This is a genomic window from Streptomyces sp. GD-15H (assembly GCF_045291515.1).
Classification (GTDB): domain Bacteria; phylum Actinomycetota; class Actinomycetes; order Streptomycetales; family Streptomycetaceae; genus Streptomyces.
On record NZ_CP149447.1, the window covers coordinates 5,929,623 to 5,953,149 of the forward strand.

General features: G+C 72.3%; 17 protein-coding genes and 2 pseudogenes. 6 read left to right on the plus strand and 13 right to left on the minus strand.

Annotated elements, in window-relative coordinates:
* Positions 1–81 precede the first annotated feature (81 nt).
* From WJ438_RS27960 to WJ438_RS27995, 8 genes are all read right to left on the minus strand, one after another.
* Positions 82–405 (minus strand): Trm112 family protein, encoded by a 324-nt coding sequence (locus WJ438_RS27960; protein ID WP_406727667.1) that lies wholly within the window; start codon positions 403–405, stop codon positions 82–84.
* A complete protein-coding gene (locus WJ438_RS27965; RefSeq protein ID WP_406727668.1) occupies positions 402–1,316 on the minus strand; it encodes a DMT family transporter in 915 nt (304 codons plus the stop codon). Before WJ438_RS27965 ends, WJ438_RS27960 begins: the two co-directional genes overlap by 4 nt.
* A gap of 27 nt (positions 1,317–1,343) precedes the next feature.
* A complete protein-coding gene (locus WJ438_RS27970) occupies positions 1,344–2,081 on the minus strand; it encodes a class I SAM-dependent methyltransferase (RefSeq protein WP_406727669.1) in 738 nt (245 codons plus the stop codon).
* Positions 2,078–3,394: a condensation protein gene (locus tag WJ438_RS27975; protein WP_406727670.1), complete on the minus strand. Its 1,317-nt coding sequence runs from the start codon at positions 3,392–3,394 to the stop codon at positions 2,078–2,080. The genes WJ438_RS27970 and WJ438_RS27975 overlap by 4 nt, the downstream gene beginning before the upstream one ends.
* The gene (locus WJ438_RS27980; RefSeq protein WP_406727671.1) at positions 3,391–7,794 is read right to left on the minus strand and encodes an alpha-(1->3)-arabinofuranosyltransferase family protein; all 4,404 of its coding nucleotides are present in this window, start codon (positions 7,792–7,794) and stop codon (positions 3,391–3,393) included. Before WJ438_RS27980 ends, WJ438_RS27975 begins: the two co-directional genes overlap by 4 nt.
* Positions 7,791–8,576 (minus strand): class I SAM-dependent methyltransferase, encoded by a 786-nt coding sequence (locus WJ438_RS27985; RefSeq protein ID WP_406729831.1) that lies wholly within the window; start codon positions 8,574–8,576, stop codon positions 7,791–7,793. The genes WJ438_RS27980 and WJ438_RS27985 overlap by 4 nt, the downstream gene beginning before the upstream one ends.
* Positions 8,577–8,602: 26 nt before the next feature.
* Positions 8,603–9,847 (minus strand): glycosyltransferase family 4 protein, encoded by a 1,245-nt coding sequence (locus WJ438_RS27990; RefSeq protein WP_406727672.1) that lies wholly within the window; start codon positions 9,845–9,847, stop codon positions 8,603–8,605.
* Positions 9,848–10,249: 402 nt separating this feature from the next.
* A complete protein-coding gene (locus WJ438_RS27995; protein ID WP_406727673.1) occupies positions 10,250–11,221 on the minus strand; it encodes a DUF3068 domain-containing protein in 972 nt (323 codons plus the stop codon).
* 251 nt (positions 11,222–11,472) lie between these two features.
* Between WJ438_RS27995 and WJ438_RS28000 the strand changes: the two genes are divergently transcribed.
* The 4 genes from WJ438_RS28000 to WJ438_RS28015 all read left to right on the plus strand — a co-directional run bounded on the left by WJ438_RS28000 (position 11,473) and on the right by WJ438_RS28015 (position 14,655).
* Complete coding sequence (locus tag WJ438_RS28000; protein ID WP_406727674.1) at positions 11,473–11,625, plus strand: hypothetical protein; 153 nt, start codon at positions 11,473–11,475, stop codon at positions 11,623–11,625.
* A gap of 3 nt (positions 11,626–11,628) precedes the next feature.
* On the plus strand, positions 11,629–12,876 hold the full coding sequence (locus WJ438_RS28005; protein WP_406727675.1) for a helix-turn-helix domain-containing protein: 1,248 nt from the start codon (positions 11,629–11,631) through the stop codon (positions 12,874–12,876).
* Positions 12,877–13,024: 148 nt separating this feature from the next.
* Positions 13,025–13,798 (plus strand): IclR family transcriptional regulator, encoded by a 774-nt coding sequence (locus tag WJ438_RS28010; protein ID WP_406727676.1) that lies wholly within the window; start codon positions 13,025–13,027, stop codon positions 13,796–13,798.
* The gene (locus WJ438_RS28015) at positions 13,795–14,655 is read left to right on the plus strand and encodes an SMP-30/gluconolactonase/LRE family protein (protein WP_406727677.1); all 861 of its coding nucleotides are present in this window, start codon (positions 13,795–13,797) and stop codon (positions 14,653–14,655) included. The genes WJ438_RS28010 and WJ438_RS28015 overlap by 4 nt, the downstream gene beginning before the upstream one ends.
* 279 nt (positions 14,656–14,934) lie before the next feature.
* Here WJ438_RS28015 and WJ438_RS28020 read toward each other — a convergent pair whose 3' ends face one another.
* The 4 genes from WJ438_RS28020 to WJ438_RS28035 all read right to left on the minus strand — a co-directional run bounded on the left by WJ438_RS28020 (position 14,935) and on the right by WJ438_RS28035 (position 18,464).
* Positions 14,935–15,198: a hypothetical protein gene (locus WJ438_RS28020; RefSeq protein WP_406727678.1), complete on the minus strand. Its 264-nt coding sequence runs from the start codon at positions 15,196–15,198 to the stop codon at positions 14,935–14,937.
* 102 nt (positions 15,199–15,300) lie between these two features.
* Positions 15,301–16,752 (minus strand): FAD-dependent oxidoreductase, encoded by a 1,452-nt coding sequence (locus tag WJ438_RS28025; protein ID WP_406727679.1) that lies wholly within the window; start codon positions 16,750–16,752, stop codon positions 15,301–15,303.
* The gene (locus WJ438_RS28030; protein ID WP_406727680.1) at positions 16,749–17,942 is read right to left on the minus strand and encodes an MAB_1171c family putative transporter; all 1,194 of its coding nucleotides are present in this window, start codon (positions 17,940–17,942) and stop codon (positions 16,749–16,751) included. Before WJ438_RS28030 ends, WJ438_RS28025 begins: the two co-directional genes overlap by 4 nt.
* 3 nt (positions 17,943–17,945) lie before the next feature.
* A complete protein-coding gene (locus WJ438_RS28035; RefSeq protein ID WP_406729832.1) occupies positions 17,946–18,464 on the minus strand; it encodes a toxin-antitoxin system, toxin component in 519 nt (172 codons plus the stop codon).
* Positions 18,465–18,837: 373 nt separating this feature from the next.
* Here WJ438_RS28035 and WJ438_RS28040 point away from each other — a divergent pair.
* Positions 18,838–19,119: pseudogene (locus WJ438_RS28040) on the plus strand (alpha-L-arabinofuranosidase C-terminal domain-containing protein); the annotation flags it as partial.
* A gap of 31 nt (positions 19,120–19,150) precedes the next feature.
* On the opposite strand, the gene WJ438_RS28045 reads toward WJ438_RS28040, so the two are convergent.
* Positions 19,151–22,132 (minus strand): glycoside hydrolase family 35 protein, encoded by a 2,982-nt coding sequence (locus WJ438_RS28045; RefSeq protein WP_406727681.1) that lies wholly within the window; start codon positions 22,130–22,132, stop codon positions 19,151–19,153.
* A 380-nt stretch (positions 22,133–22,512) separates the two neighbouring features.
* Here WJ438_RS28045 and WJ438_RS28050 point away from each other — a divergent pair.
* Positions 22,513–23,163: pseudogene (locus tag WJ438_RS28050) on the plus strand (DUF4360 domain-containing protein).
* Positions 23,164–23,527: the final 364 nt, after the last annotated feature.

The window sequence follows — 23,527 nt, forward strand, 5'->3', positions numbered from 1 at the left end:
GGGTGGGAAGGAACGGCGCCACGCGCGCCGCGAGCGTGGTCCGCGGACGGTCGTTCCGGCGGCTCCGGTCGTTCGCGTGTGTCACGGTGCCGTCCCCGGGGTCCCGGAACGTCCGGTGCGGTCTGCGGGCATGTGTCCCTCGGGCATGTGCTCCTCGGACGCGTGGCCCTCGGACATACGGGCCAGCAGTCTCTCGTGTTCCTCGTCCGAGACCTGCTCACCGGAGGACGGGAGCAGCTGCGGGATGCCGTCGACGATCGGGTAGCGGCGACGCAGGCGCGGGTTGTAGAGCGCCTCCTCGGGGCCGCCGTCCCCGGCCTCGGAGGCGGTGGTGGTGAGCAGGCGCAGCGGGCCCTTGTCGAGCGGGCAGGCCAGAATCCTCAGCAGCGGGTCGTCGGGCTTCACGGGGGTGTCAACTCCTTGGTCGTGGTGGGAGATCGCGGGGTGGTGTCGTGCTTCGGCATGACCAGCAGCACGGCGACCGCGAGCACCGTGCCCGCCATGCGCAGGGCCAGCCGAAGCGGCTCGTCGGGAAGTTCCTCGCCGAACGACAACGTGCCGAGCACCGCCGTGAACAGACACGTCACGGTCGTGCACACCGGCACGATCAGCGAGGCCCGGCAGCGCTGGAGCGCCGCCTGCGACAGCACCAGGCCGAACACGCCGGTGAACAACAGCAGATACGGATACGGGGAGCGCAGCAGGCCGAGCACCGCGTCCCCGATGCCGCTGGTCGTCAGATGGCTCGACACTCCCTTGATGGCGAGCGAGCTGACCCCGTAGAGCAGACCGACGGCCACCCCGTACTCGACGCCGGTGGTCGGCAGCCGGTGCCGGCGGTGGGCGCGCCGCTCCGCGAAGCCGTAGAGCCCCACCCCGGCCGCCAGCGACGGCACGCACACCAGCAGGATCAGCTGGTACGGAGCCTCCCAGCCGACGGTGTCGGCGCCCGCGCCGCCCTCCTTCAGGGACAGCACCACCATCAGCAGCGCGAGCAGGATGGCGGCCAGCGCGTACCGCTCCCGGCCGGTGGTCTCCTCGCCCAGCAGCCGCGCCGACAGCAGCACCAGCAGCACCAGACCGGAGACGAAGAGGCCTTGTGCGGCGGCGATCGGCAGGGTGCGGTACACCACGAGCTGCGCGGCGAAGCCGGCCGCGAGGGCGAGCGAGCCGCCGATCCACAGCGGGCTGCCGAGCACCAGCCGCAGCAGCCGGGCCGGGCGGCGGATCGATACTTCGGGCAGTGTGGCGAGCGCCCGCTTCTCCAGGACGAACCCGCCGCTGTACAGGACGTTCGCCACCAGGGCAGCGGCCACTCCCCACCACATCGTCCCCGGGCCCCCTTATGTCCGGCGGGCGTGCAGCAGCAGGATCGACGCGAGCGGCGGCCGGGCACAGGCCAGCCGGTCCAGCAGCCGCAGCGGACGCGGCACCCCGTGGAACGGGGCCCCTTGAAGGCGTACGACGGTGAAACCGGACGCGGCGACGAACTCCCGCAGGGCGCGGGCGGTGTAGAGCCGCAGATGTCCCACCACCTCCGAGCCCGGCCGGCCGTGGATGCCGCGCAGGCTGACCTCGGAGAACACCGGCTGCACCCCGGCCAGCAGCAGTGCCCGGTTGTACCAGGCGGCCAGATTCGGGGTGGACAGCATCAGATGGCCCCCGGGGCGCAGCACCCTGTGTATCTCGTCCAGGGCCGCGTCCGGGTCGACGAGATGCTCGAGCACCTCGCTGAACAGCACCGCGTCGGCCGATCCGGAGGCGAACGGCAGCCCGACGCCGGTCAGTTCGCCGCGTACCGCGTACGGCAGCCGGGTGCGGGCACGGGCCAGGGCATCCTGGGACCAGTCGACGCCGACGAGGTGATGGCCGTGCAGGAAGGGCGCGGCGGTGGCCGCGGCGGAGCCGTCGCCGCAGCCGATGTCGAGGATCGTCGACGGGCCACCGGAGCCGGCCGGGCCGAGCGCCCCGGCCAGCATCCGGGCCTGGCGGCGGCTGCGGGAGGGGCCCGAGGCCACCGGGACGGCGGGGTCCTCGTAGAAGACGCGCAGGTCGCGGGGTGGGGACGCGGTGGTCGTCACGGGGCTGCCTCCGTGGAGTGCAGATGGTGCGCGAACAGGTCGCGCAGGTGGGTGCCGTCGTCGTGCCCGAGCAGCGCGCGGGACCAGCGCACGGCCAGGTGCAGCCGGCCCGCGGTGGAGGTGGTGGTGAAGGTGAGGCCGCGGGGCATCCGGGCGGGGGCCGAGAACCACACCGCGTGCGCGCACCCGGCCTCCTCCCCGAAGTCCAGCGGATACGGGATGCGGCCGATGTTGCTGAGCAGCGTCGTCGACGTCCAGGGCGCGGCGGCCCTGCGAACTGCCCTGGTGAGGGCGGCACGGGCGGCGACCGGCGCCCAAGGTGCGGTCAACAGGGCGGCTCCGTGTCCCAGTTGAGGGCGGGGGAGCGCTTTCAGGGCGCGGGTGCGCAGGGCCGTGCGGTGCAGCAGGGCGGGCAGGTCGGACGTGTCCAGTTCTTCGGGGTGGAAGGGGACTTCGACCAGTCGGGTGCCGTTGCCGATGGGCATCGTGGCGTCCCGGGGACGGTCGTCCACCGGCATGGTGATGCGCAACGGGCGGATCGGGGAGCCGTGTTCGCGGTTCCAGTGGGCGAGGGTCAGGGCGGTGGCGACCATGAGCTGGTCGTTGACGGTGTACGGGGAACCCTTGGGCCGGTGCGGCAGCGGAAGCTCGGTGTGGAGCAGTCCGTTGCCGCGGCGGGGACCCTGGTGCGGGTCCGGGGTGCCGCGGGACACCCGGGCGGGCGGAGCCCACGGGGAGGGCATGCCCGCCGCGTCCGCCCGCGGCGTCTCGGCCGGCCGGACGGGCGGGGCGGCGGCCGAGTTGTCCCGGCCGCCGTAGATCTCGGCGGCGGTGGCCAGGATGCGCAGGCAGGCCGGGCCGTCGAGCGCCGTGTGGTTGAGGGTGAGGAGTAGGGCGGTGCCCGTCGCGGCGCCCGCACGGCCGTCCGCCCCGGACTCGGTGTCCCCCGGAGCGGTCACCACCTCCAGCCGGATCGGCGGGGACGCTGTCAGCGGGGGCGCCTGGGTCATGGCCCGGGTCCGGGCCTCCCGCAAAGAGCCGGGACCCGGGGGCGGAAAGCTCACCACCTCCACCTCGGGTGCGTCGGTCAGTTCCCACTCGTAGCGGCGCCGGTACCAGGGGCGGGGGGCCTCGCGCATGAGGATGCGCGGGTGCCGGCGCAGCGCCTCCAGGAACGCCTTGCGCAGGCGGCCGGGATCCGGTTCCCCGGGGAGGTGCACCTCGATGAGCACCGTCTCCGGTTCCTCGTCCTGGACGCAGTGCCGGGACACCTCGTCCACCACGGGGAACGGGATACGCAAGGGGGCGGTCATCCGGTCGATCCCCTTTCCGCAGGCCCGCCGCCCGCCGAGCCGTCCGAACCGCCCGCCGCCTGCGTGCGGGGAAGCCGCTGGGTGGGCTTCTCCGGGCCGGGCGGCGGCGAGTGCACCGGAACGCGCGGCGGCACCGGAGGCGGCACGGCCGTGTCGTGCCCCGCGGCGTCGTACCCCGGTCCGTCGGCGGCGCCGGGCCCGTGCTCGGCCGCCCCGGTCCCGTCCGTCCGGCCGGCTGCCCAGCCGTCCTCCCGGACCGTGCGCCCGGAACCCGGTCCACCGAGGCTCACCAGCGCCGCGAACAGGCCGGTCAGTGCCAGCAGTTGGGCCAGATGCCCGTAGGCACCCCCGCCCGCGCCCGCCGGCTCCCCGGCCCCGAGGGCCGCCACGGTCCCCGCTCCCGCGAGGGCGGCCGCCGCCACCGGCACCAGCAGGGCGGACCTGCGCCACGCGAGCAGCGCCAGCGCCGGGACCAGCAGCGCCCACCAGCCCGCGATCACCACGCCGACCAGCGTCAGCGCCACCGCGCCCAGCCACGGTCCGGGCGCCGGCGGCACGGGCTGCGGCGCGTCGGGGTTCTCGTCCCTCCGGCGCCACAGCACCAGCCCGATCAGCACCGCGATCCCGACGCCGCTGCCGATCAGCCCGGCGTCGTACGTCGTGGCCGGCCCGTAGGACAGCGTCACCGTGCCGCTCTCGCCCGCCGGAACGCGCCAGCCCTGTTGCCAGCCGTCCAGCCGCACCGGCGTCAGTTCCTCGCCGTTCAGGGTGGCCGTCCAGCCCTTGTTGTAGTTCTCGTACGTCGTGAGGTACGAGGCGGCGCCCGAACCGACCGACAGCTCGCGCCGGTCGCCCAGCCAGTCCTTGACCGTCAGCTCGCGCCCGGCCGTCGAGGCGTCCGGCACGGTGCCGCGGGTCAGGGTCAGGGCGGTGACGGTCAGCGGACCGGCGTCACCGGCCTCGACCCGGTGCCGACCGGTGGACAGTTCCAACGCGGTGTCTGCTTCGCCCTCCTGGCAGAGCGTCACCTCGACCGGACGCCGTTCCACCAGGTCCCGCACCGTCCCCTTGACGCGGGTCTCGTGCAGCCGGCCGTCGACGGCCAGCACCGGCCCCTCGCCGCACGCCAGGGTGAACTCCCGGTCGGCGGACGGCTGCGGGGTGCGGTACTCGTCGAGCGCCGGAACGTAGACCTCCGTCAGTCCCACCGGCAGGTCCAGGTCCTCGCCGACGACGGGGTTGTGCAGGGTGAGCGGTGCGGTGCGGGTGATCGTGATGTCGAGCCGGTCCGTGGTGATCGCCGGGAAGCGGACCATGCCGTTGTCGTCGACGCCCGCGATCGCCGCGCCGTCCGGGGAGCTGATGTGTACCTCGGTCGGCCGGGTGGACAGACCCCCCGCGGCCGCCAGGACGACCTCGTCGACGGGCTGCTTGCCGTCCCAGCTCAGATGGACGACCGGCCTGTCGCCCGCGATCCAGGCGGTGGTCAGGTCGCCGTCGGTGAGGTTGCGCGCGCTCAGGCCCGCGCCGAGGCGGGCGGTGGAGTCGGCGGTGGCGGTGATCCGGGCCTGCTGCTCGGGCGCCACCTCGTACAGCAGGCGGTCCAGCGCTTCGCCCGGCACGGCCACCGCGCTCGCCGTGACCTCGTACGTGCCCGCCGTGCCCGTGGTGAACAGGCGGTGCAGTCCGTTCTCGGTGCCCGTGGGGGACAGACCGGTCGGGTCGGCCAAGCGGTGCAGCGAGACGACCTGAGCGGCGGCGGTCGAGTCCTCCGAGTCCGTGGGCAGCCGCAGCAGCCTGGTCACCCGCACGTCCGGCAGATCGATCTCGGAGAATCCCGCGCCGCCCAGACCGGTGCGCTGCGAGACCGAATCGACGATCGTCAGCTTCATCCAACGCGTCTCACCCGCGGGTGCCTTGACGTCCTGCTTGGTTCCGTTCGCCTGGAGGAAACTGGTCTCGGAGCCCTGCTCCGTCTCCACCCGCACCTTGGTCGCCGCCGCCCGCACACTGTCCTGCGGCAGCGGGGTGATGCCGAGGGAGTCCGGCATCTCGTAGCCGTCCTCGAAGGCGATCCGCAGCCACTGCCCGTCCGGCGAGCCCGCCGAGCCCTCCGCCCAGGCCGTGTCCGGGTTGCCGTCGAAGGCGTTCACCGGGTCGTACTGCGGCAGATGGAACAGCCAGTTGCCGTACGAGGACGCCGACACCGAACGGGCGCCGCGCAGTTCGGCCACCGTCTGGTGGTCCAGGCCCTTCATGGGAAGGATCTGGTGCGGCCGCTCACCCGCGTCCTGCACGGCGTCGGGCGCGTTGCGCTCGTCGGGGGTGTACGTGTACGACGTGTTGGAGTTGACCAGCCCGAACCGGGTGTCCGCGTACCGCATCCCGTCGCCGGTCACCTGCACCGGCGGGGTACCGAGCCCCGGATGACCGTCGCCGGTCAGCACGGCCGGCCGGCCACGCAGCTCGCCGGCCAGCGGCAGCAGTGCCTCCGGGCCGCCGGAGACCACGGCGGTGTCGGCGATCGGGGCCAGCGAGGCCTGCCCCGGACGCCGGACGTCCGCCCCGGTCGGACGGTAGATCTCCACCGCCCGCTGCTGCGGGTACAGCCCTTCGACCTGGAGCGGGGTGTCGCTCGCGATCACTCCGCCGGTCGAGACCGGACCGAGTCCGGTGACCCGCTCGTACCCGGACTGCTCCAGGGTGCGCTTGACCGTCGTGGTCGGCACCTGCCCGACCTGGTCGGGGTCGAGGTCGTTGCGGACGACGACGTAGAAGAGACCCGCACGGCTCAGGTAGTCGGCCAGACCCGGGACTTCGGATCCGGTCAGCAGGGCCTGCTCGACCGCGTCCAGGGCCCGCCGGTTGCCCGGGGTGCCGAACGGCACGTAATCACGCTGCGCCCAGCGGGAGTCGGCGACCACGTCGAGCGGCTGGTCGATGGTCGAGCCCCAGGTGTGGATGCCGTGCGCGGTCGCCGGCACGACGAGGGCACGGGAGTCGGGGGAGTTCTCCTCCAGCCAGTCGGCCGTGGCCTGCCAGTACGTGGGGATCTCCTGGAACGAACCCGGGCTGAGGATGGACCCGTTGAGATACGGCCACATCAGCCCCGGCAGGATCAGCACCGCGGCGACCAGGGGCGCGAAGCGCCCGCCCCGCACCCGCCGCCGGATCCCGCTCGCCCCGTCGGCAGCCCGTGACCGCGCGGCCGTGCCCACCAGGTGGGCCAGGCCCAGGACCAGGGCGAGTGCCAGGCCCGTCTGGAACTTGTAGATGTTGCGGAACGGCGACAGCCAGCCGTCCAGCCAGTCCTGCACCACCGAGTGGAAGGGGCCGCCGAACGCGCCGCCGTACCCGGCGAGCAGCACCAGCACCGTCACCAGCACCGTCAGCACCAGCCAGCGCCGCTCCGGCAGGTCCCGCCGGGCCAGACCGGCGAGGCCCAGACCGGCCGCCAGCGCCGAGCAGACGATCACCGGTACCGAGGAGGCGACGGTCCAGCCCGCGGGCAGCCACGCCTCACCGAAGTGCAGGTACCCCACCCAGTTGCCGGCCCCGCGCAGCGCCTCGGTGGCCGCCATGGTGTCCGTCGTGGTCTGCGCGGTCTCGATGTAGGGCAGGAAGTTCTCGCCGTACACGCCGAGCAGCAGCAGCGGGATCCACCACCAGGCGGTCGCCACCGCGACCGCGGGCGCCCACCAGGCGATCAGCTTCCACCGGCGCGGTCCCGACGGCCGGGACAGCAGGTACAGGGCCACGGGCAGCAGCGACGCCAGCGTCGAGGCCGCGTTGACCCCGCCCATGAACGGGACGAGCAGTGCCGAACGCAGCGCCGCGATCCTGGCCGTGTACCGCTCGTTCGTCAGCGGCAGCAGCACCCACGGCAGCAGCGCGCCCGGCAGGGCGGCGGCCGACGTCGAGCCGATCACCGTGGTGAACAGCGGCCACAGCGCGTACGCCGTCGCCGCGAGCAGCCGGGACGTCCCGTTGCCCACGCGCAGCCGCTCCGCCAGACGCAGCGCGCCCCAGAACGCGACGGACACGATCAGCGACAGCCACAGCCGCTCGGCCAGCCACACCGGGAGCCGCACCAGGTCGCACAGCCAGTAGAACGGCAGCATCGGCCACAGGTAGCCGACGTACTGGTTGTTGACCCCGCCGAACGACCCCTGGTCCTGCCAGAGCTGGCCCAGGTCGGCGAGGAACCGGCCCGGGTCGACGGTGACGCCCAGTTTGGTGTCGAAGGTCTGCCGCCCCGGCTGCACCGCCAGGAGGAGGGCGAACACCACCGCCCAGAAGCCCAGCAGCCAGCGCCGCGACCGCGGACCCTGGGGTGGGCCCGCGGCGGTCGCGGTACGGGGGACGGCTGCCGGAGGGGGAGCCTGGACCGTGGTCGTCATTCGGGACACCGCCGGAGGATGAGGAGGAGGTTCCATGTAACGAACTCACGCAGGCCGGGCACCTTGACCACGGCCTCGGTGAGGAACGGCCAGTAACGGGAGCGCGCCGAGACGATGCGTACGTCGGCGCGGCCACGTACCTGCCGCAGGGTGGTGCCGATGTGCACCGGGAAGAGGTTCTCGCCGAGCGTGTGCTTGGCGGGCCTGCCGGTACGGCGCCGGTAGCGGGCGCGGGCCCGCTCCGCGCCGAGGTAGTGCCACGGGGCCCATTCGTGCCCGCCCCACGGCGACAGCCAGTTGGTGAACGACACGTAGATGAGCCCGCCCGGCCGGGTCACCCGGGCCAGCTCGCTGAAAAAGGTCTGCGGATCGGCCACGTGTTCCAGGACGTTGGACGAGAACGTGACGTCCGCGGCGCCGTCGCACAGCGGCAGCAGGTAGCCGTCCGCGATGACGGTCCCCTCGGGCGGCTTCTCGGCCAGCTCCCGCGCATCCGGCTCGAACAGGAAGGCGTCCGCGCCGCGGCGGCGGAACTCCTCGGTGAAGTGCCCGCTGCCGCCGCCGACGTCGATCACGACGCGGCCCGCGACGGGCCCGCCGTACGCCTCGACCTGGTCGGCGGCGTCCCGGGCGAGCAGCGCGTAGCAGGCGTCGGGGTCCTCCTGCTCACGCAGGAAGGCGCGGAAGAGGGCGAGGGAACGGCGCGGGGAGGGGTCCTTCGGCACGCCGTCGCCCTTCCCCCTGCCGCTCACGCCTTTGCCACCCGGTCCCGTGTCGGTCATGCCCCTGTCAGTCATGTGTCCGCCGCTCATGGCCGATGACTCCGCACCGCCTCCGCCGCCACCGCGCCGAACTGCCGCACCGTACGGTCCCAGCGGAAACGGGCGGCGTGGTCTCTGGCCGTCCCGCCCATCAGCTCCCGGCGGGCACCGGACAGGGCGAGCGTGCACCAGGCCGCCGCGAACGAGGACTCGCCGCGGGCCAGCACGCCGGTCTCGCCGTCCACCACGGAATCCCTGAGACCGGGCACGTCGAAGGCGACGGTCGGGGTCCCGCGCGTGGCCGCCTCCGTGACGACCAGCCCCCACCCCTCCACCGCGGAGGGGTGCAGCAACAGCCAGGCCGCGCACAGCAGACGGTGCTTCTCCGCCTCGGAGACATGTCCGGTGAACTCGACACCGGGACCGGCGAGGCGTTCGAGACGCTCCCGTTCGGGGCCCTCGCCGACGATCACCAGCCGGCCGCCGATGACCGGCCGCACCCGTTCCCACAGCCGGAGCAGCAGATCGATCCGCTTGTACTCGACGAGCCGGCCCACCGCCACGAAGAGTGGCTCCGGGGAGCGCCCGGTGCGCGGACCGGGCTCCTCCACACCGTTGTGCACGACCCTGATCCGTTCGCGGGGCACGCCGAGCCCGTGCAGCGCGTCCGCGGTCGACGGGGAGACGGCGACCAGCAGCCCGTGCTGCCGGGCGCCGGTCAGCGCCCAGTGCTCGAGCCTGCGCCCGATCCGCGCGGCCGGAGCCAGCGGACCGCCGAAACGCATCCGCCACAGGTCGGTGTGCACGTGGTTGACCAGGCGCAGCGTCGGCCCGCGATGCCACAGCGGCGCCAGGTACGGCATGCCGTTGCAGACCTCGACCAGCAGATCGCACCCGCCAACCTGGCGGGCGAAGGCGGAACGGGCACGCAGAAAGTGACTGTAGGCGCCGCCCGCCGACACCACGCGGTAGTCACGGACGGGGGTCGCCGGACCCCCGCACAGCAGGGTGACCTGGTGGCCCACGCGGCTCAGGCCGTCGGCGAGCCGGTCGACCAGTAGCTCGGAGCCACCGGCCGAGGGATTGTCCAGGTCGCGGTGGGCGAGGAAGACGATCCGGCGGGGGCTGGGGGGCGCCGCCGGAAGTGCCTGCTGCACGCTGGGGAGCACGGCGCGGTGGAGGCCGCCCCGCTCATAAGGGTTCCCCCGCTCATAAGGGTCCCCCCGATCGAGCGAAGCCGAGCGTGGGGGAGGAGCCGAGCGTGGGGGAGAGGACGGTACGTGCTGGGGCATCGGTGCTCCAACTCGTCTTGGGGTCATGCGTGGGGTACGCGGGACACGTGCGGATCGGGCTGGGGGTGCGCAGCGCGGGCAGTGCTGCCGAACGCAGGCGCTGTCGGAGGTACGAAGAGTCTCGGAGATACGGGGAGGGTTAGAGGCACGGGGAGTGTCACGAGGCGCAGGGGGTGCGGACGTGGTGACGTGGAACGGGGTGGATTTCGGACGGGTGGGGTGGCGTCGGCCGGAACTCGAATGCTTCGGGGGAGCACGCGTGCTCCCCCTGGGCGTGGACTGTGAATGGCTTGCGCATGGAGTGGGGACGGACAGTTTTCGCCCAGACGTTCCCCAGGGCTACTCACCGGGGTGACAATTTCGGGTCTTGTTGACTCCGAAGTCACTTCAGTTCGTGAGTGTTTACCGAGCAGTACCGGACAAAACGGGATGCTCTTCTTCCTTCCGGCCACGTGCCACCAGAATCCCGCCGGTCACCGCGAGCACGAATCCCGCCACGGCCGCGTCGGCCGGAAGGGTCTCGCCCACCATGCGCAGCTGTCCGCTGTCCCGCTTCGCCTGCCGCACGGCCTCCTTCTGCGTCGCGGTCGTGAACGCGAGCTTCTCCGCGTCCAGCAGGACCGCCGCGTCCTCGTCCCCGCCCGGTGCCCGCAGCGTGCGCCTCGGGCCGGTCTGCGCGTAGATCACCCGGCCGGTGGCCCGGTCCACGACCAGCTCGAGGCCGTGGTTGGAGTACCACTCCTCGGCCAGCACCTGCGGGCGGTCCGGCTCGTCCACGAGGGTGCCCGGCACCAGTCGGGTACCGGTCTTCGTCGCCGGTACCGAAGCGGTGAACCGGTAACCCGTGTACCCCTGGACCTTCTCGGTGCCCCGGTAGCGCATCACGACCGTGTCGCCGAGGGTGTTGTCCCACCACTGGTAGGAGCGCTTCTGCACGTCGAAGGGGAACTTGAGGTACGCCTCGCCCTCGATGCGGGGCTTCTCCTCGCAGCAGTGGACCGGCTTCGTGGTCTTGCGGTCCAGCACCCAGCGGTGCGGGGAGAAGTCCAGCGCGTCGTGCGGATCGGCGGCAGGCAGCGACTTGTCGGTGTCCACCGTGGTGATCACGTCCCATACGGCGTTCCCGCTGTCCACGCTCGCCTCGACGTTCCCGCGCACCCGCTGGGTGACGGTGATCGCCTGACCCGGCACGGTCTCGACCCGGTCGAGATCGAACACGCTGCCCCGGCCGGTGTAGACGGCGGTGGTGTCGATGTCGATCGGGTTCACCGCGGCACGTGGCTGCACGTACCAGGCCAGCAGGGGGGCCAGCACCAGCAGAAACGTTCCGAAACCGAGCGTGATCAGGGAAAGGGGGGAGGCTGTACGGCGCATCCGGGCACTCCAGAGGCTTGGGACGGATCGGCGCTGACAGGCCGGATCCGTAGAGGAAAACGCGCGTGCGGGAGGGGCGGAGCCATCCGGCACCCCCTGCGGGCCGGGACCGAACTCCCTCTGGGCCGGGAACCGTAAACGCCCCTTGACGGAGTGTCAATGCACACTCGACACTGGGGACGACGGACAGGGGTGGCGGAACGCGCTTTCGGGGGTGGGGAAATCCTCCGACCAGAGAGGCTGACCCTGAGATGTCCAGACTGCTCGCCGCCGCGCTGACGGTCGTGCTCGCCTCTGCCCTCGCCGTGGGCGCGGCCCTCGGCGTGGTCGCGCTGCTCGATGTCACCCCCGACCAGCCGAACGCGCCGTTGATCACCTATGAGCACGCCGGTCAGGGGAGCTGACGGGTGACGGCGGCCACCACCGTCCCGGCCCGCTCCGCCTGGCACGACGTCCCGCGCTCCCAGGTGCGCCGGTTCGCCGAGATCGCCATGGCCGAAGCGCCGGGACTCGCCGAAGAGATCATGAGCGAGATTCAGCGCGAGTACCCCGAACTCCCCGTCGTGCTCGACGACTCCGGCGAACCGATGGCCCTCATCGGCATCCGCCGTGCCATCGAGGTGTTCGTGCAGCATCTGGAGCACGCCGACTACTCGGCGGGCCGCCCCACGGCGCCGCCCGGCCTGTTCCACGACTTCGGGCGCGGTGAGGGCCTGCACGGACGGTCGCTGGACTCGCTCCAGGCGATCTACCGGCTCGGTGTCCGCATGGCCTGGCGGCGGCTCGCCGAGATCGGCCAGCGCATCGACATCCCGCCGCCCGCGATGTACGAACTCGCCGACGCGGGCTACGCGTACCTGGACGGCCTGGTCGACCAGTCGGTCCGCGGCTACGCCGAGGCCGCCGCCCGGCAAGCGGGGGAACGGCTGCGGCTGCAGCGCCGGTTGATGGAACTCCTGCTCACCGAGCACCACCGGGGTGATCCGGCCGAAGCGCTCGCCGAGCGGGCCGCCCGCGTCGGCTGGCCGCTGCCCGGGAAGGTCGCGGTGGGCGTCCTGCGGCGCCCCGCGCGGGAGGCGGTGGCGCCCGCCGTGGGTCACGAGGTGCTGCTCGACATGGAGTACGAGCAGCCCCGGATGATCGTCCCCGACCCGGACGCCGCGGGCCGCCCCGAGCTGCTGCACCGCGCGCTCACCGGCTGGTCCGGCGCGATCGGGCCGCCGGTGCCGCCGGCCGACGCGGCGAAGTCGCTGCGCTGGGCCGAGGCCGCCCTGCGTCTGATGGAGCGCGGACTGCTGCCCGCCGGCGAGGTGCTGCACTGCACCCGGCACACCCAGGCGCTGGTGCTGCTCCAGCCCGAGGAGCTCATCGACGACCTCGCGCTCAAGTGCCTCGCCCCGCTGGCCCACTGCACCCCCACGAACGGGCGGCGGCTCGCGGAGACGCTGCTGGCGTGGCTGGAGACCCGGGGCGGCGCGCCCGAGGTGGCGGCACGGCTCGGCGTGCACCCGCAGACCGTCCGCTACCGGCTGCGGCAGATCCGTGAGCTGTGGGGCGACGAGGTCGACGACCCGGACCGCCGCTTCGAACTGGAACTGGTCCTGAGGGCGCAGCGCCTCCGCGGCGAACTGGGAGGACCCCGGACCCGGGGCTGACCGGAGCGACGTGCCGGACTGCCAGGACCGGCGTCGGCTCTCCGGCGGGCCATTGCCCGGGTGGGCCCGGATGGCTAGCCTGTGTTCGTCATTCCGGCCGCCTGTTGAAATCTCGAACAGGCTGAGACATGCAGGGAGGGGGCCGGTCGTGGGACGCCTCGTGCCAGCCGTGACCCGGGCTCTCGACATTCTCGAGCTCTTCCTCGACGGGGACGGGACGCTCTCCGCCCCCGACATCGTGCGCAGGCTCCAGCTGCCGCGCACCACCGTGCACGAACTGGTGACCACGCTCGCCGCCCGGAAGTACATCGTCCCGGTGACCGGCCGACCCGGCCGCTACCGGCTCGGCGTACGCCCGTACCAATTGGGCGCCCGCTACGCCGAGCACCTCGATCTCGCCGCCGAAGGCCAGCAGGTGGCCCGGTCCGTCGCCGAGACCTGCGACGAGACGGTGCACGTGGCGATCCTGGAGGACACCGATGTCATCTACATCGCCAAGGTGGACTCCACCCACGCGGTGCGGATGGTGTCGGCGGCCAGCCGCCGGCTGCCCGCCCACTGCACCTCCGTGGGCAAGATGCTGCTGGCCTCCCTCCCCGAGCGGGAACTCGCCGCGCGCCTCCCCGCCGACGCCGAGCTGGCCGCGATGACCCCCCACAGCATCACCGACCCGGCCGCCCTGCGCGAGGCCCTCACACAGGTCCGCACCCGGGGCGTCGCCGTGGAGAGCCGCGAGTCCAACCCGGACGTCAGCTGCGTGGCCGCACCGGTCCGCGACCGCACCGGGCAGGTGGTCGCCGCGCTGTCCATCTCCGTGCCGATGATCCGCTGGAGCGACGACCGCCTCACCGAACTGGAACAGCTCGCCGTCAAGGGCGCCGACGACCTGTCCGAGCGACTCGGCCACCGGAGGACGTCATGACCGACGGCACGGCGTACGAGGTCGCGGTCCGCGCGGAGTCCCTCCTGGGCGAGGGCCCCACCTGGGACCCGGCGACCGGCCGGCTGCTGTGGATCGACCTCCTGAACTTTCGGATCCACACCTACGATCCGGCCACCGGCCGACGCACCCTGCGCCGGACCGAACAGCACGTGGGCGCCGTCAAGCCCCGCGCGGGCGGCGGCCTGGTCCTCAACCTGCGCGACGGGATCGGCCTGCTCGACCCCGACGACACCTTCCGCTGGCTGCGCCACGAGCCCGTCCCCGGCCGCCGCGGCAACGACGCCGCCGTCGCCCCCGACGGCGCGCTGTGGGCCGGCACCATGCGCTACGACGAGGCCACCGGCGACGGCACCCTCTCCCGCGTCACCGGCGACGGCACGGCCGAGACCGTCCTCGACGACGTGACGGTCAGCAACGGCACCGGCTGGAGCCCCGACGGCCGCCTGATGTACTACATCGACACCCCCACCCGCCGTATCGACGTCTTCGACGTCGACGCGGTCTCCGGCTCGGTCACCGGCCGCCGTCCGCTGGCCGTGGTCGAGGACGGCGCGGGCTTCCCCGACGGCCTCACCGTGGACGCCGAGGGCTGCGTGTGGGTGGCGCTGTGGGACGGCGCCGCGGTCCGCCGCTACACCCCGTCCGGCGCCCTGGACCGGGTGGTGGGGCTCCCGGTCCCCCGCGTCACGGCCTGCGCCTTCGGCGGCTCCGGCCTGACCGACCTGTACGTCACCACGGCCCGTGTGGGCCTGCCCTCCCCACCCCCGCTCTCCGGCTCCCTCCTGGTGATCCCGGACGCGGGCGAGGGGCTCGCCCCACCCGCGTTCGCGGGCTGACGACGGGCCTCGACCGCCGTACCTCACGCCCCGTGCCTCACACCCCCGTACGGTCCAGCCGCTCGAGGACCTTCCGCTCGCCCGGGGCAACGGCGGTTCGGTCGACGGGGGCGGGGAAGCCGGTGGCCGCCCGCGTCACCCGTCGCCTTGCGGATCTCGACCGGTGCGTGTCCCGGCACCGCGAGGAAATGGATGTTCGGCTCGGCAGCGCCCAGCAGCCGGTCGGTCACGTTGCCGATGACGACCACGCGGGAAGCGACAGGGAAGGCTTTTGCAGGGTCATTCACGACTGGCACTTTCCGTCGTGGCCGCATGCCGGCGTGCGGCGGCGACCAGGGATCCGAAGGTTCGGGACAGTGCCATCAGGCTGTCCGACTCGCCGGTGTACTCGAGGCGGAGGGCATCGTGCTGCTCGGCGGGCGGAGCCTTCGAACGGTGTGCCGCGGCATGCGCTCGGCAGGCTGAGGCGGTCATGGCCGCCTCGCCGACCAAGGCGGTCACCGGCACGGCGCCGGGAATACAGAGAATGAGGCCCGAGTTCATCGACGACCCCCCGGTTCGAAGTGGCATGTTGTCAGCGGGCGGGACGAGTGAAGCCGGTCAGGTGCCGTTGCGCTGGACATGCTGTCGTGCCCCGTAGGTCCGTCACCGGGTGGAAGCGGGTTGCTCAGACGTGCCACGCCGGCCGCCGGCCGCTGTCCTCAGTTCTTCCGCGGTCAGCGGGGGCGAGGTCAGGGGCCTCCTGCCCGGGCCGCGCAGAGCTCCCACCACGATGTCCGGGTGCGCCCACGACGTGGGGGACTCGGACATCGTGACGACATCGAGGAAGGCCCGGGTGATCTGTGCACGGCCCGTCGCGGCGCGGACCAGCCGGTTGACGTAGCGGTTCATGAGCGCGGTCCCGGATCGCGACTGCCGGCCCACCGCACCGGGATAGAGGATGTCCTGGGAGGTGGCCAGTTCCCAGGCGAGGTTCGCGGGACGGGCGATGGCGTGCTGGACGTCGCGTGCGAGTCCGCGGGTACGGAGGCCGCTTCGGCCCACCGCGGCGCCGAGCTCGACGAGACCCTGCGCAGCCACCGTCATCCCCTGGCCGTAGAGCGGGTTGTACGTGGCCACCGAGTCGCCCACCACGATGAACCCGTCCGGCCATGCGGACGCCTGCTCGAAATAGCGGCGCCGGTTGACCGTGCTGCGGGAGACGGTGACCTCTTCCGAGAGTGGTGTGGTCAACGAGATCAGCTCGCCCACGACGGGGTGCCGGATCGAGTGGGCGAAGGACTCGAACTGGTCGGGCTCGCGGGATGGCTCACCTCCCCTTGTACCCGAGAGGGTCACCAGCCAGCGCCCCCGCTCGACGGGGACAATCGTCGCCGTCCGGCCCGGCACCGGCTCGCCGGGGTCGGACTGAACGTTGACGATGGGGAAGTTGTCGCTGCCCGCGGGCGCCCTGTAGAAGCGACTGGCGTACACCAGCCCGGAGTCGACTTCGGCTTCCTCGATGCCGCCTATGCCCAGGGTCCGCAGCCACTCCGTGGCGCGTGATCCGCGGCCGCTGGCGTCCACGACGAGGTCGGCGTCGATGGTCAGGTCCTGCCCCTCCGGTGTCCGTACGCGCGTGCCGGTCACGCGGGTAGCCGTACCCTCCAGGGCCTGCATTTCGTGCCCCTGCAGCAGTTTCACCGTCGGCATTCTCAGGACCTGCTCGCGCACCACCCAGTCCAGCAGGTCGCGGGTGCACGCGATCATGTACTGCATCTCGGGCCAGCGCCTGAGCCAACCCTGAGCAGTCATCGACACCAGGCCGGTCGGCAGTGGGATGCGCCGGGCTCCGGCTTCCAGCCAGCGATCCGTGATGCCGGGCATGATCCGCTCAAACGCCCGGGCGCCGCCGGACCACAGCACGTGCACGTGGCGTGCCTGGGGAAGCGACTTGCGTGGCTCGGGCCCCGCGGGCAGGACGTCGCGCTCGATGATGGTGACCTCGTCCGCGACGTCGGCCAGGACAGCGGCCGCGAGCATGCCGGCCATTCCGCCGCCGATGACCACGGCACGGCGGGGCGCGGCACTGCGGGCGGTCTGGACAGGTGGTGTCATTGTGAACTGCTCTCTGGAGGGGCCGCGGGGTGGCGCGCAGCGGCGACTATGGGGGACTCCACGGCGCGTGATAGGTGCACGAGCCGCTCACGTTCTGGGCTGAGGACCGATGTCAGTGCGAAAGCTCCGGCAGCAGTGGCGTCTTCGGACCCGCGCAGCTGCCTTCTGGATCGCGCTTCTACTGCGGCGACCACCATGGCGGCCACCCCTACGACATCCGCGTCTTCCTTCGACAGGTGACTTTCGATCGCTCTGTCGTAGGCGCGTTGCCGGACGAAGTCGTCGAAGTACGGCCGGAGATCGAGCAACTCGTCGTGGATGACGGTCTCCCGCACGGCCAGGCGCATGTCGGGATCCGACCACCACGGGATGCGCGGAAGCACGCCCCGTTTCCCCGGCGTGCGCAGAAGCCTCCACAGCGCCCCCAGACGCGCATAGTTGATCCAGCACCGGACAAGGCCACTGATCTGCGGGCCCAGCAGCGGCAACAGGAACCCGAAGGTCACGATCAAACCGCCCGCCGCGACGATCGGCGGTGCCACCGTCGTGCTGAGGGCGTCCCAGTCACGGCCGCTCCACCGGCCGATGACCGCGGAGAGCTTGGCGATGCCGAAAACCAGGTTGAGTACGAACCCGATGACAAGGACGACCAGGCCCACGCGCAGCCACCGCTGCACCTGCCGCGCCCAGCGCAGGCACAGCGCCGTCGTGACGACGGCGGAGGTGATGTGGGCGACGAGGTAGGTGACGATCATCTCGCGGATGAAAGGCGTGGTCGCGTAGTAGGTGTCCAGGTCGCGGAGCCGCTCGACGGGAGCATCCCCCAGCGCGAAGAACACGGACAAGGCGACGATGGCCGCCGTGTAGCCGGCGATCCACCGCCGAGAGTGGCGCCGGATCGTCTCCGGCGGCCCGCCGCGCCAGTTGACGATCAGAACCAGGCAGGCACAGCTGAAGGCGCACATGATGCAGTAGACCAGTGGGCCCGAGAAGTTCGGGATGCCCGTGAGGTTGTTGACCGTGCTGATGGTGGGTGGGGCAGCGAAAAAGAAGCAGATGCCCGCGGTGAAGATCAGGAAGTGGACGGAACGTACCAGCGGATCGCGCCACCCCCGCCGCAGAGCGGGGAGTTTGACGACGAAAGCGACACCGAGGGCAATGGCAGGAAGGTAGTAGTCGGAGTTCCGCACGCATCAGCCCCGGTGGTACCCGAGCGATGCCTGGATGCGCCGCGCCAGCTCGCTGCGCGGTGTCGCTGCGTCCGCGCCCTCCAGCCAACCGCGCAGACGACCTGCGAGGGCCAGGCCGAACAACTCGGCGTCGGATTCCTCGTTCCGGCCGAAGTCGGTCCGTGCCACCACCTGGAGAGCGGCTGTCAGGTCGGCCTCGTCCGCCAGCAGACGCGCGGCAACCGCGGGGCCAGGCTCGTGCCGACCGGCGTGACCGGCGACCATGTGCCAGGCCTCGTGCCCGAAGATGACCACCTGGTGCCAGGGACTGGTGTTCTCCTGCACGCAGATCAAGTCCCGGTCCGCCATGTCCAGGTACAGTCCGCTGGCCGTGCCCGGTGGGAACGTCACCAAGCGGTACTCCACCGGCCTGCCGCGACGCCTCGTGAGCCGAGCACACAGGGTGTCGAACAACTCCACGGGGGTCGACGGCCTGGCCAGATCATCGAGGGCTTCCACCAGATCGTTGCGGAGCTCCCGCATGGCGCCCTTGGTGCTCACTTCTCTCCCCAGGTGGCTGGTGACATCGGACTGGTCGACAGCGGGACGATGCGCGCTGCGACGCAGCCGGCGGCGTCACTTCACCCTCTCGGCGCCGCCGGCACCGGTGCTCGACACGCGTCAACCCCTGTGCCGCGTGAATCGCTGAATTGTACGAGCCTTCCTCACCTTAAGGGCGTACACCGCTCTTTGGCCGGGTGATGTAAGAAGCTGCTGTCCTCCCGGGCTTGAGGACTGCGTTTCCGCTGGTCGGACGTAGGGTCGGTGGTTCAGTGGGAGGGGTGGCGTGGCGTGTCGTCGCTCCTGGAGGGTGTGGATGCCGTCGGTTGCGGGGCTGCCGGACAGTGCGAGTTCGCTGCTCGCCACCGCCGTACGCGCGGACGACGGCACGGTCACCGTGTTCGCCGTCAACCGGAGCCGCACCGAGGCGCTGCCGCTGGAGAGCGGCCTCGGCGGCCTCGGCCTCACCACGGTCGTGGAGCACACGGCCCTCGCGGACGCCGACCCCGACGCCCGCAACACCCTCGACGCGCCCGGGCGGGTCATCCCGCACCCGGCCGAGGGCACAACCCTGTCGGACGGGCGGCTCACCGCCGTGCTGGAGCCGCTGTCCTGGAACGTGATCCGGCTGGCGTGAGCCCGCCCAGGGGCCGGTGGAGGCGGTGGAGTCACCGCCCCGGTGACTCCACCGCCTCCACCGGCACTCCGCCGCGCGCCGCGCCCAGCAGCGTCAGCCGTACCTCACCCGGACCGGCGGACGTGATCCCGTCGGACAGCACCGCCAGGGCCAGCGTGTTCGACCCACGGGTGCGGAGGATCCCGTTCGGCAGCACAAAGGTGTGCTGCGGGCCCACGTCGTTGACGTACTGGCCCACGTTCCAGCCGTTCAGGAAGATCTGGACGCGGTAGGCGCGCTCGGTGTCGTCGTCGAGGACGAGCCCGACCGACGCGTCCACCTCCGGGTCGACGTCCAGCCTGAAGTCCGTCCGGTACCAGGCCACCCCCTGCCGCCGGTCCTCGCGCGGGAAGTCCACGGCCTCCCAGTCCCGGTCGTCGTACCCCGGAAGATGCCAGCCCTCGCGCTCCCCGTGCAGCCCGCCGTTGTTCAGTGCCCCCCGCACCCGGTCCGGTGCCCCCGCCCCCTGGATTCGCCAACCGACCTTCCTGGAGGCGCCCTTGAAGCCGACGGAGGTCAGCCCGCGCGCGGCCCCGGACGGGCCGCCCGCCTCCCCGTCCCCTTCCTCCCCGGCATGCTGCATCCGCCGTACGAGCACGGACAGCACCCGCCCACCCCGCTCGCGCAGCCGCTTGGGCACGGCGAAGGCAGCCGTGGCGGTCCAGGTGCCCCGGCCCACCGTGTCCTCGTCCGGCACCGGCATGCGGTGCGTGCCCAGCGGCTGCCCGTCCAGCCAGGCCATCAGCAGCCCCTGCGTCCCCGTGCTGTACGACAGGGACACCGACGTGACGCCGCGTGCGTCCTCGAAGTGTCCCCGGTACCAGACGTCGCCGTAGTGGAAGCCGTAGTCGTCCGCGAACAGCACGGGCTGCCCCTCGGGCACGGGAGTGCCGCCGCGGGAGGTGGTGCGGTCGGCGACCGTCCACTGCGCGTCGTCGAAGTCCGGCTCGGACTCCGGGTTCTCCGTCCGCCGCCGCCAGCCGTCGAGCGCGGGCAGGGGCGGCGCGGGCGTGCCCGGCATCAGCCCCTCCATCAGCAGGCTCCCGGCCCGGCTGACCGTGGTGTGCACCGGCTGCCCGTTCCAGGTCACGGCGGTGATCCCGCGCGGCGCCCACACCTCCAGGCCGGTCTCGCCGACGACGTCGCCGGTGAGGTGGACGGTGGCGCCGCGCAGCGTGGCCGACCGCAGCAGCGCCGGACCGTAGACCAGCAGCGAGCCGGACGGGGTCTCGTAGGGCCACAGCCGCAGTGCGGTCGCGTCGTCGGCGAACAGCAGCACCATGGGGGTTTCGGAGTCGCCGCCCTCGACCAGCACCCGGCTCAGCCCGCCCACCCCCAGCGGCGTCACCACGTTCAGCCGACCCCGGGCGTAGGACCAGGCGGGCTCGTTGTCCAGCCGGTTGGTGAGCGGCTGGACGTCGCAGTCGAGGGCGACCTGCGCCGTCTCACCGGCCCGGCCCACGAACGCGGCGATGTCCTGCCGGCCGACGGCCAGCCGGAACATCGGCTGCGCGGTGGAGAACGCCAGCTTCCGCCTCCCCAACTCCAGCCCGGTGAAGAGCAGTTTGGCGTCCCGCGCGCCGACCGTCACGGGTACCTCGACGCCGGTGTCCGGCAGCACGGAGGTGATCTGCTCGGCGGAGTCGTTGCGCAGGACGTACACCTGGGCGTCGGTGTCGGGGTTGGCCAGGTGGTAGACCTTCAGCCGGTCGTCCTCCGCCCGCACCTCGTCGGCCGGGTCGAGCCGGGCGAGGTCCGGCACGGTCCGCAGCAGGTGTCCGAGCTGCTGCAGCGGGGCCAGCTTGAAGGTGGGCCGGCGGGCCTGGTCGATCGGGGCCCCGTAGTCGTACGAGGTGTAGACGTCCGGCGAGGCCAGCCATCCCCACGAGGTCCCGCCGGCCACCATGCGCACGTTGTGCGCGGTGATCCCGTTGGCGAGGCTGGTGAGGAAGCTGCTCCGCTCGTGCGCCGGGCCCCACCTCCCGCGCACCTCCGTGTAGCCCTTGCCGCCGGAGGAGACGCCGCCCCAGGGGTTGGACGCGCCGACGGCCGCCCCGGCGAGGAACCCGGGTGTCCGCGGACTGGCCCCGGCCCCCGCTCCGGCCTTCCCGAAGTACCCGAGATCGGCCGGTACTTCGCCGGGCGCGGGTGCGGACTCGAACCCGTACAGCCAGTCCCCCTCCCCCTTCTTTCCGACTGTGGGGAAGGACCCGGGCGCCCACAGCCCGTTCGCGCGGCCGTCGTTGTGGAACAGCGGTACGTCGATCCCGTCGGCGCGCACCTTCTTGTAGAGGTGGGACATGTAGGCGGCACCACCCCCGCCGTGGCCCTGACCCTCGTACCGGTCCTCGATCTGGTACAGCAGCACCGTGCCGCCGCCCCCGGTGAGCAGATGCCGGACGGCGATGGCGTCGACCGCGCCCAGCCACTCGTCCACGTGCCGCAGATACGAGGGGTCGGTGGTCCGGGCGGTCACGCCCTCGGCGGCCGTCAGCCACCCGGGGAAGCCGCCGGCGTCCAGATCGGCGGACCCGAGGTACGGCCCCGGGCGCAGGATGACGTAGAGCCGCTCCTCGGCGGCCATGGTGAGGAACAGATCCAGGTCCCGCACGCCGGTGAAGTCGTGTGTACCGGGTGCGGGGGAGTGGAGGTTCCAGGGAACGGGGACGCTGACCGCGTTGTGGCCGTGGGCGCGCAGCTTCTGCAGCACGTCCCGCCACAGCGACGGGCTCGGCAGCCGGAAGGGGTGCATCTCACCCGACCACAGCACCAGCCGTCGGCCGTCGACCAGCAGCGAGTACCGGTCGAAGCCGACCTCGTGCCGCTTGCCGTCCGCGCGCGGCGGAGCGGGCGGCGGGCCCGTCGGCACGGCCTGCGCCGCGCGCGTGCCGGTCGCCGCCCCGCTGCCGGCCAGCGCGAGACCGAGCGCCGCCGTTCCGGCCAGCGCGGTGAAGGTACGCCTGCTGAGCTCCAAGGGAGCCGCCTCCTGATGTGCTGCTTGTGCTCCTGGTGGGCCATTGTCTACGGCTCGGCCCGCCTCCGTTCACGCGAGGTTCCCGGTACGTCCGTTTCGCCCGGTACGGGTGAAGCTCGGGATGGGGCGTTCCCTTCGCGTTTCCCCTGTGAATGCCCCGCCGGCCGGTCCGGGGCGAATGGCCGGAGTTCACCCTGCCCGCCGGCCGGGAGCGCTGCCTACGATGCGAGCGCTCCCGGCCTTCACCTCGCCTTCACGCCTCCCTCGCGAGGGCCGGGGGTCCATGCGCCTATGTATTTGTCAGATATATGGCAATTCAATGAAAGGGCGACACACGTAAGACGTCGCGTCCACCCCCCACCGAACGGATGGGGAGAACCATGGCTGGTGCCCTGCTCCTGAGCGGCGCGATCGCCGCGCTCCTCACCGCCGCGATCCCCGCGCACCACCCGTCCTCCGTGTTCGACGACCCGCCCCCGGACAAGATCGTCACCGACGCCGCCACGGTGAGCGGCTCCGGCTGTCCCAAGGGCACGGCCGCGGTCGCCGTCTCCGAGGACAACACCGCGTTCACCGTGCCCTACAGCGACTACCTGGCCCAGGCGGGCGGCAACTCCGACCCCACGGCATTCCGCAGGAACTGCCAGCTCAGCCTCCTCGTCCACGTCCCCCCAGGGGTTCACCTACGCCATCGCCGGTGCCGACTACCGCGGCTTCGCCTCCCTCCGGCCCGGCGCGAAGGGCACGCAGAAGGCGTCGTACTACTTCCAGGGCTCCCCGAACACGGAGTACCGCACCCACGCCTACGACGGCCCCTACGACGACAACTGGCAGGCCACGGACACCACCGACTGGGCCCAGCTCGTCTACGCCCCCTGCGGCGTGCGGCGCAACTTCGACATCAACACCGAACTGCGCGTCAGCGCCCGCACCTCGTCCCCGACCAGGTCAGCTTCATGACGATGAACTCCACCGACGGAGGCATCAGCACGACCTACCACATGGCCTGGAAGGAGTGCCCGACCTCCTGACCCCGCCCCACCCAGGACGGCCCGCCCGCCCCGAACTGCGGGCGGGCCGTCCAGCTCACGCCCGACCTGCCGGTCGGCGCCGCGTCCTCCGCCTCGCGGCCCACTGGCCCCGGACCCACGAGATCCCCGCCGTCCCCGAACGGCGCACTCTCCTGCCGAACCCCGGTTGACCAGCGGCTTCCCCGTCCCTACGGGATCACCCGCCCACTCCGGAGCAGGGGAACCCGGCGCCCGCCCGAGACGACGGCACTCGGGCCGCCGGCATGCCCGCCGTCAGCCACCGAAGCGAAACGGTCCACCGACGACGCCGGCGGACCGTAATGCAAGAACGAGGTCGGGATCTCTTGGTCGGCCAGGACGGCCG

What these genes read in the sequence shown, in the direction of transcription:
- WJ438_RS27975 (WP_406727670.1), bottom strand. Translation starts at nt 3,394, where the DNA reads ATGACCGCCCCCTTGCGTATCCCGTTCCCCGTGGTGGACGAGGTGTCC.
- WJ438_RS27980 (WP_406727671.1), bottom strand. Translation starts at nt 7,794, where the DNA reads ATGACGACCACGGTCCAGGCTCCCCCTCCGGCAGCCGTCCCCCGTACC.
- WJ438_RS27985 (WP_406729831.1), bottom strand. Translation starts at nt 8,576, where the DNA reads ATGACCGACACGGGACCGGGTGGCAAAGGCGTGAGCGGCAGGGGGAAG.
- WJ438_RS27990 (WP_406727672.1), bottom strand. Translation starts at nt 9,847, where the DNA reads ATGCCCCAGCACGTACCGTCCTCTCCCCCACGCTCGGCTCCTCCCCCA.
- WJ438_RS27995 (WP_406727673.1), bottom strand. Translation starts at nt 11,221, where the DNA reads ATGCGCCGTACAGCCTCCCCCCTTTCCCTGATCACGCTCGGTTTCGGA.
- WJ438_RS28000 (WP_406727674.1), top strand. Translation starts at nt 11,473, where the DNA reads ATGTCCAGACTGCTCGCCGCCGCGCTGACGGTCGTGCTCGCCTCTGCC.
- WJ438_RS28015 (WP_406727677.1), top strand. Translation starts at nt 13,795, where the DNA reads ATGACCGACGGCACGGCGTACGAGGTCGCGGTCCGCGCGGAGTCCCTC.
- WJ438_RS28020 (WP_406727678.1), bottom strand. Translation starts at nt 15,198, where the DNA reads ATGAACTCGGGCCTCATTCTCTGTATTCCCGGCGCCGTGCCGGTGACC.
- WJ438_RS28025 (WP_406727679.1), bottom strand. Translation starts at nt 16,752, where the DNA reads ATGACACCACCTGTCCAGACCGCCCGCAGTGCCGCGCCCCGCCGTGCC.
- WJ438_RS28035 (WP_406729832.1), bottom strand. Translation starts at nt 18,464, where the DNA reads ATGCGGGAGCTCCGCAACGATCTGGTGGAAGCCCTCGATGATCTGGCC.